Below are 13,417 nucleotides of genomic sequence, written 5' to 3'. Positions count from 1 at the left end.
TCGCGCTCCATCCCTATATTATAGCACAGCGGGAGCAGGTTTAAAATCTATTCCCACCGTTGGGTTTTTGACTGATCGGTGTGTGGGGTGGGGGGAGAGGGGCATAGGGAAAGCAAATATCATGATTATATGAGCCCGCGGATCGGGCATCGAAGAGAGGGAGGGAACCCTTAATTTCGGGCCCGCTCTCGGTTCCTGCATTCCTTCACGATCCGTACTATTTCGGCAGGATCCCTGGCGAGCATGATGGCCTCGCGGCAATTCTGCCGGCAGGAAATCTTTGTTATCTGGGAGAGCACGTTCAGGTATTCGTCGGCCTGGTGTTTGGGGTTCACGATGAGCCACACCATCTGGACGAGATTGCCATCCGGCGATCCCCAGTTCACGCCGCGCTCAGACCTCCCAAACGCGAGCTTGAGGTGGGGTATCGCGTCTGTCCTGCCGTGCGGGATTGCGACTCCCTTCCCTACGGCGGTATTCTTGATGTCTTCTACAGTATAGATACTTTTCAGAATTTTCGCTCTATCCCCATTACCCCCCTGGCAGATTGTGTCAACAAGTTCAGCAATAACCTCTTCGTGGGTTCTCCCGCTGAGGTTGAGGATGATAGTGGAACAGTCAAGGTATTGGACGCATTCCATGTTGAGCCCCATTATTTATTCAAATAAAATATAACACCAAAAAGATGGCTTGTCAAGATCCCGGCCAGTCTCCCCGTTTAGCCGTTTACTAAGATCGCAGCGGCGCTACCTGCACAGCGCGCTTAATAGATTTCCACCACGATCCCATTATTGAAATAGACACTCACCTTTCCGCTATCATCGCGGTCATAGATCCACCGATCGGTGTAGGTGTAGGTTCCATGCACTGGATGGATCAGGTCGGGGAACCCCCACGCCGACTCTACCTGTTTCTCCGTCATGCCGGGGATCACGCGTTTCTGGTGAATCGCCTGATGGACCTCTTGCTCCCAGGACAACCGCTCTTGCACCCTGTTCGGTGGTCCTGGAGGCGCTGCTTCTCCCGAGGGAGGCGCCACGTCCTGGGGGGGATATGCCGGGAAGACTATTACTTCTGGTTCCTCGAAATCGCCGTCAGGGGGGGGAGGTTCTGTGGGGAATGGAATGGGTGTGTACTCTGCCGGGCCGTTTTCCGCATCCTGCTTTTCCCGCTCGCGGCTCTCCTCTTTGTAGTGTGCATCAAGTTGTTCAAACTCCTTTTCAAGCCGTTGATTGTCTTCAGGGGTAGCCCGCGTGATGGATAGAATTTTCGAGCGGGGAATGACCACTTGCTCTCCGTAGAGGCCGATGGTCAACTCGTTTTCCGTTTCGCTTGTTATCGTGCCATGGATCACCCTGCCGTCTTTGCAGGTGACGGTATCGGCATCCAGTGAGGGGATGACAGAGAGGGAGCCTGCAAGCAGTATGCCGATCGATATCTTCATCACATAAGTACTATACCATACATCCGTACCGCGTTTCAAATCACTGACTGGATTATTAATTTCAGTATGAGTCGATTCCGTTATAATGAGGTATATGGCAGCTCCCAAATCAAAGCGGGCGACGAGAACGCATGCGCGAAAGTCGCGCGTGACCGATCCCTCGGGGAGGGGCGAGATGAGCACAATGCCGCTCACGCCCGCGCGCATCCGTTCGTTCAGGGAAACGATATACCGACATTACGCCCTGCATGGGCGGCGTCTCCCCTGGCGGACCACGCGCGATCCCTACCGTATTCTCGTTTCAGAGGTCATGCTGCAGCAAACTCAGGCGGAGAGGGTGGTGCGGAAATATCGGGAATTTACCGCCGCCTTTCCTGACTTCCGCGCGCTCGCCCGGGCGCCGCTGAGGAAGATACTCCGGGCATGGCAGGGGTTGGGATATAATCGGCGGGCGCTCGCGTTGAAGAGGATCGCCGAGAGCGTGATCAGTGAGTGGGAGGGGGAGCTGCCCCCCGGGATAGAGGATCTGCAAACCCTCCCGGGGATCGGGCCCGCGACGGCATCGGCCATCGCCGCCTTCGCGTTTGAGATCCCGGTCGCGTTCATCGAGACCAATGTCCGGACCGTGTTCATTCACTTTTTCTTCCGGGCGCGGCGGGTGGTGAGTGATGAAGAAATTCTTTCTTTGGTCGAGGAGACGCTCGATGCCGCGCGTCCGCGAAAGTGGTACAATGCACTCATGGATTATGGGTCCATGCTCAAGGCAACGCATGGGAATCCAAACAGGAAGAGCGCCCGTTACCGGAAACAGACTTCGTTCAAGGGTTCGGACAGGCAGATCAGGGGGCTGATTCTCAGGGCGTGCATTGCGGAACAGTCGCTCTCGGCGCGGGAATTGGTCGCCCGGCTGAGCGTGGAGGCCAGGAGGGTGAGGAGGAATATCAGGCAGCTCGTCAAAGACGGCCTGATCAAAGAGCGCGAGGGAAGGTTTGGGATCGCGTGAGGAACGGTGAGCCGGTGCGTATCCTCTCCGGCAATGGTAATCCCGCAGTCATGCAATGGGTGCCATGCAGTATTAACCACGGAGCCGCGGAGTGGAGGAACCCAACTTCAGTGCATTCAGTGACTTCAGTGGTAAGAACAATTAACCACTGAAGACACTGAGCATCCATTATGTTTCTTTGTGTTCGCTACACGCACTCCCCGCGGTGAGATCTCTCGCAGGGTATCTGGTTTCGCTCGGTGGGAGTATGTATTATGATGTGTGAGATATGAACTGGCATCTGCATGGCGCGTGGTGGTTTCTCCTGCTGTTCGCATTGGGAATCGTAGGGTTCGTGGTGGTGCTGCTCATTCCCCGCCGCGCCGCGCCCGTGCGTCCGGCGCTTCCCGCCTTTACGGCGGTCGCCGTGCCCAGTCGAATCCTTATACTGGCACCCCATGAAGATGATGAAACGCTCGGGTGCGGCGGGCTCATCCAGCAGGCGGTAGCGGTAGGCGCCGCGGTACGGGTGGTGTACCTGACGAGCGGCGACCACAACCAGCTCGCGTTCATGGTATACCGAATGCGTCCCTGGCTGAGCCCGAGGGTCAATCGGAACATGGGAGAAATCAGAATCCACGAGGCGATAGAGGCGATGGCCTTTCTCGGCGTTCCCGTTCAGCAGCTCGTGTTCCTGGGGTATCCGGATCACGACACCCTCGACATCTGGAACAGGCACTGGGGAACGTCGCCGCCGCTGCACAGCATGCTCACCGACACTACGCATGTGCCGTACAGAGAGGCGCCGGGCTATGGGAAGCCCTATAAGGGCGAATCGATTGTGGCGGATATCGAGCGGGAGCTGCTCGACTTCCGTCCCACGCACATTTTCGTGACGCACCCGATTGACGCCAATCCTGATCATCGGGCCCACTTCCTGTTCCTGCGCGTCGCGCTCCTGAACCTCGCCGGCCGGATCCCCGAGCCCCAGATTTTCACCTACCCCATACACATGGGGCCGTGGCCCCGCCCCTACTTTTACCGCCCGCATGAGTGGCTTTCATTTCCGGAACGCCTTGCCGACGAGCGAGCGCGCTCATGGATACTTGAGCTCACACCCGACCAGGTGCGCCGCAAGTACGAAGCAATCCGGCTCTATAAGAGCCAGATGTCGGACAGCGGCTACTGGCTGACGGCGTTTGCGCGGCGCAACGAACTCTTCACGCTCGTTGAGCCGGTGTCGCTCATGAAAGCGGCTGCGTGGAGTCCACATCGTGAGGCGGTTGCGAGCGCGGAGACGTCAGACTATGAGCGTGGAGAGCCGAGTGGTTATGTTGCAGGCGTGGCATACCGCAACACAGGGGAGGGGCTGGAGGTGAAGGTTGGCCTGCGGCACCCGCTTGAGTACAGGATGGGGATATCCATTGGCGCCTTCGGGTACCGCCATGACACGCCGTTCGAGCAGATGCCCAAGGTGTGCGTCGAGTCTTTCATGGGCGTGCTGGTCGCTCATGACCAGGATGTGAAAATTCCTTCGGATGAGATCAATGCTGAATTAAGCAATGACGTCGGTGTTGTGACGATCCCGTGGCGTGTGCTCGGAGATCCTGAGGCGATTTTTGTGCAGGCTTGCGGCTTGACTTCTGGTGTTGTCCCCCGATCATATACTGCGTGGCAGATATTCACGCTCACGAGGGAGTGAAAGGCCCTCCACTTCCATAAGTGTGCGCTATGATCCGATCCTACCGGGAGACAAATTGGGAGGTGATCCGCGACATCTGCGTTGAGACCGCCCTCTATGGCCAGTCCATAGAGCCGCTCTGCAATGACCGGGAGTTTGTTGCCGAAGCAGTCCTGGGCTACTATACAAGGTTCGAGAGAGGATCGCTTTTTGTTGCAGAGGCCGACGGTCGGGTTGTGGGCTACCTCACCGGGTGCGCTGATACGAAACGGTTCGAGCGCATCTTCGCGCGCGCGATTGTTCCGCGTCTCCTCTTTCGATTTGTGAGGCATGGCTACTGGCACCGCATCGGAGTCTGGCGAATCATTGTCGCGGTCACGGTGCTCGGCCTCCGCCGTTATCGGGTCGTGCGAAGAATCATGGCGGAATACCCCGCACACTGTCATATAGACATCGCGCCGGATGCGCAGCGTACAGGACTCGGATCAAAACTACTGGAAGCATTTTTCGATCGGCTGAATTCGGACGGGGTAAAGGGTATTCATGTGTCAACACCCACAGGGCCGGGAAAGAGATTTTTTACCAAAATGGGATTTGTGCTCCTCTCGCGGTACCCTGCCCCCGCGCTGGCGGGTGTTTCACCGGGTGAAGTCTGGCTGATGGGGAGAAATCTGGATAACCGGAAGTAATTTCAGCAACTCGAGATAGTGGTTGCCCTCCTCGATTTTCCCATGTTTAATGCAGCCCTCTCCATAAATGCGGCATTTCTTTTCGAGTTCGCGCACTGCCAGCGCTCTCTGCGCTTCGCTCAGAAGTGAGGGTTCACTCAGTATTTTCAAGAGGGCCCGTATCCTCAATTTGTCCATCCCCACCCGGTGGATGCGGGACATCTGATCCCCGCGCCCGCCGTCCTTAAAGGTGAGCGGCATATCCACGAGGAGAAAGGGATACCTCGCGCTCACGCGGAGCCAGAGTTCGTAGTCCTCGCAGCAGACGAAACTTTCATCAAAGATACCGACCGCTTCGAAGAGCTCGCGCCGCGCGATGACCGTGGAGGGGCTGACCGCGCACAGCAGGAGGCATTTATCGAATATCCAGCCGTGGTATTTCCGGTGCTTTCGTCTCTGCCGCAGAATCTCCCCCCCGCTGTACCATATTTCCTGCGTGTGTGAGATGAGGTACGGGGGATTTTCATCCATCGCCCTGAGCTGGAGCGAGAGCTTGTCCCGTTGCCACCAGTCGTCTGAGTCGAGGAAGGCAATGAGCGGAGCGTGAGTGCGCCTGATCCCGAGGTTGCGCGCCGCGGCGGGGTTTCCGTGCGCCGCCTGAAGCACGGTGACCCTGTCCCCGAAGCCCTTGAGGATGGCCGGTGTGTCGTCACCTGAGTGGCTGTCCACGACGACGAGTTCAAATTCCTGATAGCTCTGCGACAGCACGGACTCAATCGCCTTTTTGAGGAAAGGCCCCCGGTTGTACGTCGGGATAATCACGCTGACATTTTCTTTCATAAGGTTTTTGCCGCGGATCAACGCGGATGAACACAGCCCGGAATACAGTTCAAAGCCAAATCTTGAAAGTGTACGGCATCACTATTTTCAGCGCCGTAAGCTTTGCACTTTCTACTGCAGTGAGCATCTGCGTGCATCCTGTTTCAACAACTCAAAATCTCCGTGTTTACCCGTGGCGATCCGCGGCTTGTCATCTGTGTTTATCTGTGGTTAGAATTGTGGTTTTGATCTCCGCCAAATGGGAACTTCAGCCCTACCATTTCCCACATTTTCCGGTCTTCCATGCACAGGTAGACCGGAAGTTTCTTTGAGTGTTTGAGCAGCATCGTCATAAGGCGATTGTACACAGCGTGGCGTGTGCTGACCGGATACCTGAGCTTGCGGTCGTAGCCGGGGAGCAATTCTCCATCCAGGATGGTGTTGTCCGGGAAGCGGTTCTCGATGATCTGCTTGAGACGTGGCCTGAACCTCAGTGTGCCGATGCTTATCCACGCGATATTCTGAGGTTGCAGTGTATCGAAGACTTCTTCTATGACACCGGCATACTCTTTTTCCCACCCTTCAAAATGAATCACGGGATCAAAGTGCAGCCCTATCGCGTAGCCCGCCTCGGCGCCACGTGCCGCTGCATTGAGACGCGCAGAGAGCGGCGCGGTGTACCATTCAATTTCGTCTATTATTTTCTGCGGGTTCAGCGACCAGCTCAATACGATATTGCCGGCGTGGGGGGCCTTCAGCAGATTGTCGATGCGCGCACTCTTCGTCTTAAACTCAAAGAGCGCGTCTTGGTGCCGCTTGAAAAATTCCACTATCGGCAGGGAATATTCAGTGAGGTGGTCAAGCATGAGTGAGTCAGAGAACTCGCCGGTCCCGATGCGCATGCGGGTCCCCCGCCGCCATGCAACGGCGGCGGGCGATGATGTGTACCGCGCGAAGCGGTCGAAGAAATGCTCTATGTTGGCCGGCAGGACGATCCCCGGTGCATTGGCGTACTCCTGCAGGTAGCAGTAGCTGCACTCATAGATGCAGCCGAAACCGAGATTGAAGATATGGTAGCCGCACGGCACCGCCCCATTTGTGCATGGGCACCGTTTGAAGAAATCATGCCGCGCGCGTATGACGAAGACGGTAGTGCGTCTGCTGTTGTAATCGGCGATCCCGAATTCCTCCTGTGTTGAGAGGTATGCCTCGAGGCTCGGGATTTCCGAGACGACCGCGCGGGGAAACGCGTCTCGCAGCCTTCGTTCGAGATCTGAATTCCTTGCCGATTCCTCCACCATGATCCGCTTCGGATTGAATGTGCCCGGCCCGCGCACCAGGCGGGCGGCGGGATCCAGGGAGAGTTTGGGGAGAAAGGCCTTTGAGGGTTCACCGCGGAGAGAGGCGTGCGGGAACCGTTTGTGCAGGAGGCATTCTTTGAGCTCCGCGAAATTTACGGAGGGGCTCGTGCGGAGTATTGCCGCCGGCGTGACATTGTCCCGCTTCGATATTTCGTATAAGAGCCGGACAGTCTCCTGCGTTTTGTTCACCCCGAACCGAGGGAATCTGGCACTCGCGAGAGCGCGAGCCGCCTTCAGGCGTTCAGATTCACGAGTATGCCTACAGAACTGCGTGCTTTGAGAAAGCCCCCTCCTGTTGCGACATCCTAGGAGCCCTCCGCACGACCCATTATCCATCCCCCCGCGCACGTCATCGTCTGGGTACGCCTGAATGCAAAGCTCACACATCTTTATTCCTCGTCAACTTCGTTTCGATAAACTCGCATAGAACACGGACAGCGTTCCTTATGGAGGAGGTGATGATGGTTGTATCTTCCCGGCTCAATTCCGCGTGGAAAGGCTTTTCCCCTATGACATCAGTGACGTAGAATACGGCAGCCGCCCTCAGCCCCGTGTGCGCGGCCGCGGCGAGCACACTCGCGCACTCCATGTCAACCATCCGGATCGCTTTTTCCTTGATTATCTGTAGCATGCTGTCTTGAAGCTTCAATGAGCCGATGGAAAGACATGTTCCATTCTCAATGCCAGCCGGGCCGGATGAGTTCAGCAATTGGTCGTGCAAGCTCCTGTCGGGATAGTACGCCTTCCAGGAGCGCGAATCGCTTTCCAGGAGATTGGTGAAACTTTCAGCCGCGTAAGCTGCAGAGGGGCTCAGGAGGCTCCCGATACGCAGGCCTGTGCTGGATTCCACCAGCCCGCACGATCCAAACAGGATGATGTTTCTGCATTGTGTATCGGCGAGGTGCAGCACTGCATCGCCTGCGAACGCCGGCCCGACGCCGGTGCGGACGAGCGTGAAGTGCGCGCTGTTCCCTGATGAGTAGATTTTCCCTCGTGAGAGCTGCTGCACACCGAACTGTTTCAAAATATCTCTCGACAGGAGCGGGAGCAGCACGCAGGTCTTTTTCACCTGCTCCTTTTTTATGCCGAAGAGAGTTTCAAAAGTGTCCATGCGGTGTTGCGACACCTCCCAAAATAATGACGAATACTGCTCGCTGCTCACCCCCGCCACTCTCAACTCCTCTTTCCCGCGAGTGCGGTATAAACCAACAGGTTGATAAGGAGCACCAGGATACCCATGACAATTCCCTGATTTCTGTTCAACCCTTCAGGGTATATGACTGGCCTTGGGGTCAAATCTTTCTCCTTGACAGTTGGATCCACTGCTATCCAAATTGGAATTGAAATCTCGAATAACCATAAAGCATGCAATTCCCATATATTTCAACAGGTTAGGATATTTTGTTTAGTGATTTGGACACGAGTGATGATTGTTGTCTAATACGCGCGATTAAATCCCGTGCCGCTTTTGGGTTAATTAATTGGTTCTGTTCATCTGTATTCCTGAACTTTGCTATACGCTCATCATAGGCTTGAACTTCCCGCGCATCCTGAAAATCCACTCCAATCTGTTTGAATTCATCATATTCCCATTTTTCCAGTAATCGCATATTCACACCCCTGTCCCTTACTGTATTTCGGAAACATGCTACGCAATGCATCGAGTATTATACTCCCGGTAATACTCAAAAGTAGAGCTTGTTGAAACGTGTGACCTCCATCCCCAACTCCTCAAGCTTCACGATGAGAATATTTGCCCCAATGGAATCAGATGCATAGTGGCCGGTCAATATCAAATTTCCCTTGTTCTCTTTCGCAAGAAGCTCCCTTTCGTCTTTTTGATACGGCAGCAGATGGATATAGATTACGGTATCGACTCCAACCTCAAATAGCGCCGTCGCCACTGCGTGCCCGCCATTAGTACCCACTCCGTGGACAACGATAGTTTCCCCGATTCGATCATTCAAATTACCACACACGAGTTCGATTCTCTCACCGCTTTGCTGCACTTCTCTTAGTTGACCGAATCGAGACATCAAATCTCCAACAGTGGCAGCTTTGCCTATTCGGTCGGGTATAGCCTGTAAACAGCGTCTCCCGAGCTCGTCACATGGCTGATGTATATTCATTAGCGGCATTTCAAGCTTTGCTGCCAGTGATATCACCTCGTTATGATTTTTATCTCGATTCCAGTTGTAAAACTTATCAACTATCGGCTCGACAATGGCTGCCACATGTTTCTGGCTGACGCCGGCCTTAACCAGCAACTTAACCTGATCCTTGATTTCATTGCAAAAGCGCGCCGTGAAGGTTTTGTTCGGCGGATGATGAGAGATCACCAGATCATATCCATTCTCTTTGGCAGCAATTATATCGCTATTAAAGACATCAATCCCGAACAGGAGTTTCTTTATATTCTCACCCGGATAAAAAATGTCGCTATCACCTGGGATCTCAGCAAAACCAGCTAATGTGAGTGCGACATTCATTATATCGTTGGTATTCATCATCCCTCTAGTTCACTAGGTAATTAAAGACCTAACGATTCAGATAAGGCACCACGCGCGTTTCGCCATGATGCCAAATAGGAACCGGCATGCTACGAGCTCAGTGACTCGCTGAATAAAATTTTCGATAGGGTGGTCGGCTGCGGGGACTATTAGGTGCGCTGGCACTTTACCCAAGCGCGTATCGCCTGATCATGACCACCACCAGCCAAATTCTTTGGAATATCACACGCGGCAAAAAAAGTTGGATTGGCCCCTTCAAGGGTTTGGTGTAATTCGCCTCCAATGAGTTTGCACTTAAAGACGATTAAAATGCCATTACCTCTGGGATCATCAGAAAAGAAGTAGACGTCTATCAGGTTATACACTTCGACACGCAACCCTGTTTCCTCGTAAACTTCCCTGACGGCGGCTTGAAAAGGGCTTTCGTCTACTTCTGCATAACCCGCAGGTATGTTCCAACAGTGCTGGAAGGGAGCGCCAGTTCTTTGTAGTAGCAATAGCTTTCCATCTTGTTCAATGAAACCGCCGGCTGCGACTTTCAACTGTGGATAGTAAATATGTTTGCAATAGGGACAAAAATGTTGCCGTTTTTGCTCAAACTCCTTCAACTCAAGAGCTGTGCCGCAATCGGGACAGAATTTAATCACGCGATTTCCTTAATTTCGAGACAAAGTGCGTTTCAGAGTATGGCGCCTTAAGCTAAACTCATCTGCCTGGGAAAAGTAAGAATGAACCGACTAAACTAATCGACGATGTGTGCTTGACACCGGATTATGCAGTAGGAGAAACAGTTTTTCTAAGATCATTGGTGAGTAACAAGCTAGCCTCCGATAATCTCGTTCAATCCTTCTGTTATAAGGCTGAGTTCCTCGGGCGATACTTTCCCGATCGCTTTGTCGAGGCGTTGAACAGAGAGGGTGCGGATCTGGCTGATTTTGACCCACGAGCGTTTGGGTAATTTACAACTGGTAAGTTCAATAGTTAAGGGGAACGCAGCTTGTTGCGGCTTGCTTGTGAGTGCAACGGCGATCACCGTGCCTGATCGCTCGTTAAAAACGTCGTGGCTGAGGATCAGCACCGGTCTCTGGCCTGCTTGTTCGCGTCCTCTTACAGGGTTCAGATCCGCCCAGATAATATCACCCCTCAATATTTTGGCCATTCTTCAATCTCCGTGGGGAACCCTTCCTCCGCCATCGCTTTCTCGAACGCGGGGTCAAGCTTCGCACATTCCCTCGCGAGGCGACTCCGGTCTATCCGTGTAAGTTTCTCCTCAACGGCTTCTTGAACAGCCCTGCTGCGGCTTGGGAAAATGCGCAGTTTTACAAGGCGGTCCAGCTTATGCAATAACTTTTCCTGGATTGTGATAGCGATCTTTGCAGTGCTCATCTTTTCACCTCTGGTATGATAATATATCATACCAGCAGATAATGCAAGTGATAAAAATCATTACTTTTTTGGCTGATGGAAACACAGATGATTTAAATGTCAGGCGTTGCATTTCACGCATTCTGTTACAATAGTTATATAAAGTGGGAGTGACGTATGAGGGTGCGGGTGCCGGAAGAAGTGGCGGCAGCACTAAAAAAGGCAAAATATGTTGTTGTGCTCACCGGTGCAGGGGTGTCGGCGGAGAGCGGGATACCGACGTTCCGCGACGCGATGGAGGGACTGTGGGCGCAGTATGATCCGATGGAGCTCGCCACGCCGCAGGCCTTCGCGCGCAATCCGGAGATGGTGAGCAAGTGGTATGACGAGCGCCGGCAGAACTGCGCGCTGGTCAAACCGAATCCCGGTCATCATGCCCTCGCCCGGATGGAGCGGTGCCTCATCGAGAGGGGAGGGGAATTCGCGCTCCTCACCCAGAATGTGGACCGGCTCCACCAGGCTGCGGGCAGCAAGAACGTCATCGAGCTCCACGGCTCGATCTGGGAATGGCGGTGCGAGCGCTGCGGGGTAAGCCGTGAGGAGCGCGGCGGCCCATTCGGGCAGTATCCGCCGCGATGCGCGTGCGGCGGCATCCGGAGGCCGGGCGTGGTCTGGTTCGGAGAGCAGTTGCCGCCGAAAGCGGTGCGCGATTCTGAACGGGCGCTCGGCAGATGCGACCTCTTCTTTTCCGTGGGCACGAGCGCGGTCGTCCAGCCTGCGGCGAGCTTTGTGTATCTGGCGAAGCGCCGCGGGGCGAAGACGGCGGAGATCAACCGCGAGCCGACGCAGATTTCAGAAATAGTGGACTGGTCGATAATGGGAAAATCGGGAGAGATTTTGCCGGGACTCGTTGATAGGGCTTTTCAAAAATAGAAACCGCGGATTATGCGGATTTCGCGGATTATTATTGTGGTGTAGTTGTAGGGGTTCGATTTATCGAACCCGCATCAAGGCGGGATTGATGAATCAACCCACTACAGGATACAGTCATCGCGGGAAGGAGATTATGAAAATCATCAATGAGAGAATCAGTCTGGACACGCAGGGGGATGGGGACCTCGTGGATATCACAGGCCAGGTGGCGGAAAAGCTGGGGGCAACAAAGCTCAAGAGGGGGAGCGTGACGGTTTTCGTCGTTGGTTCAACCGCGGCGATCACGACATTTGAATACGAACCGGGGTTGATAAAGGACGTCCAGGAATTCTATGCAAAGCTGATTCCCAGGAACAAGCACTATGCCCACAACGATACCTGGGGGGACGCGAATGGATTCAGCCACCTGAGGGCCGCACTCCAGGGGCCCTCCCTTACGATACCTTTTGAGGATGGCCGCCTCCTGCTGGGCACGTGGCAACAGGTCGTGCTCGCCGAGTTCGACAACCGTCCCCGGCAGCGGCAGGTCATCGTTCAGATTTTGGGGGAGTGAAGGGCTGAACGGAGGGGAATATTATAGTAATGCGTAGACCTGACCCCAAAGCGGAACTTGGGCTAACGTGAAGCTCACCTGCCTGAGAAAATGGCAGTAAGTTAACAAGTAAAGACCGTCCCCTGAGCTTTGCTACACCTGGAACTGCTAGACGAAAGAGCAGCCTTTCTCAGGTCAGGTGCAGCGGTGGGTTAGTTGGTGTTATATGCATTGAATCTGTCTTTTCTACGTGCCAATTCGCTTGTATATTTTAATCCAAGCGTTTCAGCGTGTTCCTTTGCCCAGTCTGTAAGCTTTGTTTTTCCAACAGGTGGCGAATTAACGTATAGAAGTTCGTTCATGAGACCTTCAATTTCGTCACGCGTAATGATTACATCACCTACCAATTTGCCTATGACACTCCCTGCTATGTAACCGATTGCCGGGTGAATATGTATTATTGGCCTCTTCTTACCTATAATTGTACCAATTTCCTCGACTAGACCATTATAAGTGAATGTCTCCGATCCAATCGCATCGCTTACTGTATTCTCTCTACTCTCACCTTGTTCAATAGCCAGCTTGGCAAAGTCATCAACATAAATCGGCTGAAGTCGGTAATTACCATTTCCAAATACGCCGAAAACAGGAAACCTACGCAGTAGCCAGGCGATATTATTGATTAATATATCTTCTTTGCCAAAAAGTACTGCCGGGCGAAGGATGGAATATGAAATACCCAATTTCATCAATGCTTTTTCAAGCTTTGCTTTCCCTCGGAAGTATTCAAGATTAGATTCTTCTGAAGGGTTTGTAATACTAACATGCACAATCCGTTCAACACCTGCTTTTTTAGCCGAATTAAATAATGTCAGTGTGTTGGTCACAGTAGATTCATGAGTAAAAGCCCCGTAGTTAAATCTAACCCAATAGGTATTATAAAGTACTGATACTCCCTTTAGTGATTGTGTAAGAGCTTATCCGTAAATAACAATAACCCGTCTAAAAACAATCAATGCACATGCCAACTCTAATAAAGCCTCGTGACTTGCCTTGGTCTTCTCGAATCGAACCAGCAGTTTTCGATAGCGATTCAACCATGACAGAGTCCGTTCGACCACC

The 13,417-nt window shown here is 53.5% G+C and carries 16 protein-coding genes and 1 pseudogene; 5 read left to right on the top strand and 12 right to left on the bottom strand.

Translation table 11 applies throughout. From position 1 onward, the window contains the following. Positions 1-170: 170 nt before the first annotated feature. The gene (locus NTX71_06245) at positions 171-641 is read right to left on the bottom strand and encodes a PTS sugar transporter subunit IIA (GenBank protein MCX6339503.1); all 471 of its coding nucleotides are present in this window, start codon (positions 639-641) and stop codon (positions 171-173) included. 122 nt (positions 642-763) lie between these two features. Then, complete coding sequence (locus NTX71_06240; protein MCX6339502.1) at positions 764-1,639, bottom strand: hypothetical protein; 876 nt, start codon at positions 1,637-1,639, stop codon at positions 764-766. Here NTX71_06240 and NTX71_06235 point away from each other — a divergent pair. The 3 genes from NTX71_06235 (at position 1,620) to NTX71_06225 (ending at position 4,796) form a co-directional block, all read left to right on the top strand. After that, a complete protein-coding gene (locus tag NTX71_06235; GenBank protein MCX6339501.1) occupies positions 1,620-2,447 on the top strand; it encodes an A/G-specific adenine glycosylase in 828 nt (275 codons plus the stop codon). The two genes, NTX71_06240 and NTX71_06235, sit on opposite strands and share 20 nt — an antisense overlap. 268 nt (positions 2,448-2,715) lie before the next feature. Further along, the gene (locus tag NTX71_06230) at positions 2,716-4,128 is read left to right on the top strand and encodes a PIG-L family deacetylase (protein ID MCX6339500.1); all 1,413 of its coding nucleotides are present in this window, start codon (positions 2,716-2,718) and stop codon (positions 4,126-4,128) included. A gap of 29 nt (positions 4,129-4,157) precedes the next feature. Beyond that, entirely contained in the window at positions 4,158-4,796 is a 639-nt protein-coding gene (locus NTX71_06225) for a GNAT family N-acetyltransferase (GenBank protein MCX6339499.1), read from the top strand. Here the strand turns inward: NTX71_06225 and NTX71_06220 are convergent. From NTX71_06220 to NTX71_06185, 8 genes are all read right to left on the bottom strand, one after another. Continuing rightward, the gene (locus NTX71_06220; protein MCX6339498.1) at positions 4,746-5,615 is read right to left on the bottom strand and encodes a glycosyltransferase; all 870 of its coding nucleotides are present in this window, start codon (positions 5,613-5,615) and stop codon (positions 4,746-4,748) included. The genes NTX71_06225 and NTX71_06220 overlap by 51 nt on opposite strands. 200 nt (positions 5,616-5,815) lie before the next feature. Next, entirely contained in the window at positions 5,816-7,144 is a 1,329-nt protein-coding gene (locus NTX71_06215; GenBank protein MCX6339497.1) for a hypothetical protein, read from the bottom strand. 190 nt (positions 7,145-7,334) lie between these two features. Then, a complete protein-coding gene (locus NTX71_06210) occupies positions 7,335-8,066 on the bottom strand; it encodes a hypothetical protein (GenBank protein ID MCX6339496.1) in 732 nt (243 codons plus the stop codon). Positions 8,067-8,346: 280 nt separating this feature from the next. Further along, entirely contained in the window at positions 8,347-8,565 is a 219-nt protein-coding gene (locus NTX71_06205; GenBank protein MCX6339495.1) for a hypothetical protein, read from the bottom strand. A 75-nt stretch (positions 8,566-8,640) separates the two neighbouring features. Next, positions 8,641-9,462, bottom strand: coding sequence for a hypothetical protein (locus tag NTX71_06200; GenBank protein ID MCX6339494.1), 822 nt, complete (start codon positions 9,460-9,462; stop codon positions 8,641-8,643). A gap of 152 nt (positions 9,463-9,614) precedes the next feature. After that, positions 9,615-10,112, bottom strand: a complete 498-nt coding sequence (locus tag NTX71_06195; GenBank protein ID MCX6339493.1) for an NUDIX domain-containing protein — start codon at positions 10,110-10,112, stop codon at positions 9,615-9,617. A 173-nt stretch (positions 10,113-10,285) separates the two neighbouring features. Beyond that, entirely contained in the window at positions 10,286-10,624 is a 339-nt protein-coding gene (locus NTX71_06190; GenBank protein MCX6339492.1) for a type II toxin-antitoxin system PemK/MazF family toxin, read from the bottom strand. After that, complete coding sequence (locus NTX71_06185) at positions 10,609-10,851, bottom strand: ribbon-helix-helix domain-containing protein (GenBank protein ID MCX6339491.1); 243 nt, start codon at positions 10,849-10,851, stop codon at positions 10,609-10,611. Before NTX71_06185 ends, NTX71_06190 begins: the two co-directional genes overlap by 16 nt. A gap of 156 nt (positions 10,852-11,007) precedes the next feature. On the opposite strand from NTX71_06185, the gene NTX71_06180 reads away from it, so the two are divergent. Further along, positions 11,008-11,763: an NAD-dependent deacylase gene (locus NTX71_06180; protein ID MCX6339490.1), complete on the top strand. Its 756-nt coding sequence runs from the start codon at positions 11,008-11,010 to the stop codon at positions 11,761-11,763. Positions 11,764-11,896: 133 nt separating this feature from the next. Next, entirely contained in the window at positions 11,897-12,316 is a 420-nt protein-coding gene (locus tag NTX71_06175; protein ID MCX6339489.1) for a secondary thiamine-phosphate synthase enzyme YjbQ, read from the top strand. 191 nt (positions 12,317-12,507) lie between these two features. Here NTX71_06175 and NTX71_06170 read toward each other — a convergent pair. After that, a pseudogene (locus tag NTX71_06170) lies at positions 12,508-13,206 on the bottom strand (NmrA family NAD(P)-binding protein). Between the two features lie 66 nt (positions 13,207-13,272). After that, positions 13,273-13,417, bottom strand: a 145-nt coding sequence (locus tag NTX71_06165; protein MCX6339488.1) for a transposase, incomplete at its 5' end; no start/stop codon positions are given.

The sequence above is a fragment of the Candidatus Auribacterota bacterium genome, assembly GCA_026392035.1.
Taxonomy (GTDB): Bacteria; Auribacterota; Tritonobacteria; order UBA1439; family UBA1439; genus JAPLCX01.
This window is presented reverse-complemented; position numbering and strand designations above follow the sequence as displayed.

Excerpts from the sequence above, each read along its gene's own strand:
- NTX71_06245 (MCX6339503.1), bottom strand. The coding sequence starts at position 641 with ATGGAATGCGTCCAATACCTTGACTGTTCCACTATCATCCTCAACCTC.
- NTX71_06235 (MCX6339501.1), top strand. The coding sequence starts at position 1,620 with ATGAGCACAATGCCGCTCACGCCCGCGCGCATCCGTTCGTTCAGGGAA.
- NTX71_06230 (MCX6339500.1), top strand. The coding sequence starts at position 2,716 with ATGAACTGGCATCTGCATGGCGCGTGGTGGTTTCTCCTGCTGTTCGCA.
- NTX71_06225 (MCX6339499.1), top strand. The coding sequence starts at position 4,158 with ATGATCCGATCCTACCGGGAGACAAATTGGGAGGTGATCCGCGACATC.
- NTX71_06220 (MCX6339498.1), bottom strand. The coding sequence starts at position 5,615 with ATGAAAGAAAATGTCAGCGTGATTATCCCGACGTACAACCGGGGGCCT.
- NTX71_06210 (MCX6339496.1), bottom strand. The coding sequence starts at position 8,066 with ATGGACACTTTTGAAACTCTCTTCGGCATAAAAAAGGAGCAGGTGAAA.
- NTX71_06205 (MCX6339495.1), bottom strand. The coding sequence starts at position 8,565 with ATGCGATTACTGGAAAAATGGGAATATGATGAATTCAAACAGATTGGA.
- NTX71_06200 (MCX6339494.1), bottom strand. The coding sequence starts at position 9,462 with ATGAATACCAACGATATAATGAATGTCGCACTCACATTAGCTGGTTTT.
- NTX71_06190 (MCX6339492.1), bottom strand. The coding sequence starts at position 10,624 with ATGGCCAAAATATTGAGGGGTGATATTATCTGGGCGGATCTGAACCCT.
- NTX71_06185 (MCX6339491.1), bottom strand. The coding sequence starts at position 10,851 with ATGAGCACTGCAAAGATCGCTATCACAATCCAGGAAAAGTTATTGCAT.
- NTX71_06180 (MCX6339490.1), top strand. The coding sequence starts at position 11,008 with ATGAGGGTGCGGGTGCCGGAAGAAGTGGCGGCAGCACTAAAAAAGGCA.
- NTX71_06175 (MCX6339489.1), top strand. The coding sequence starts at position 11,897 with ATGAAAATCATCAATGAGAGAATCAGTCTGGACACGCAGGGGGATGGG.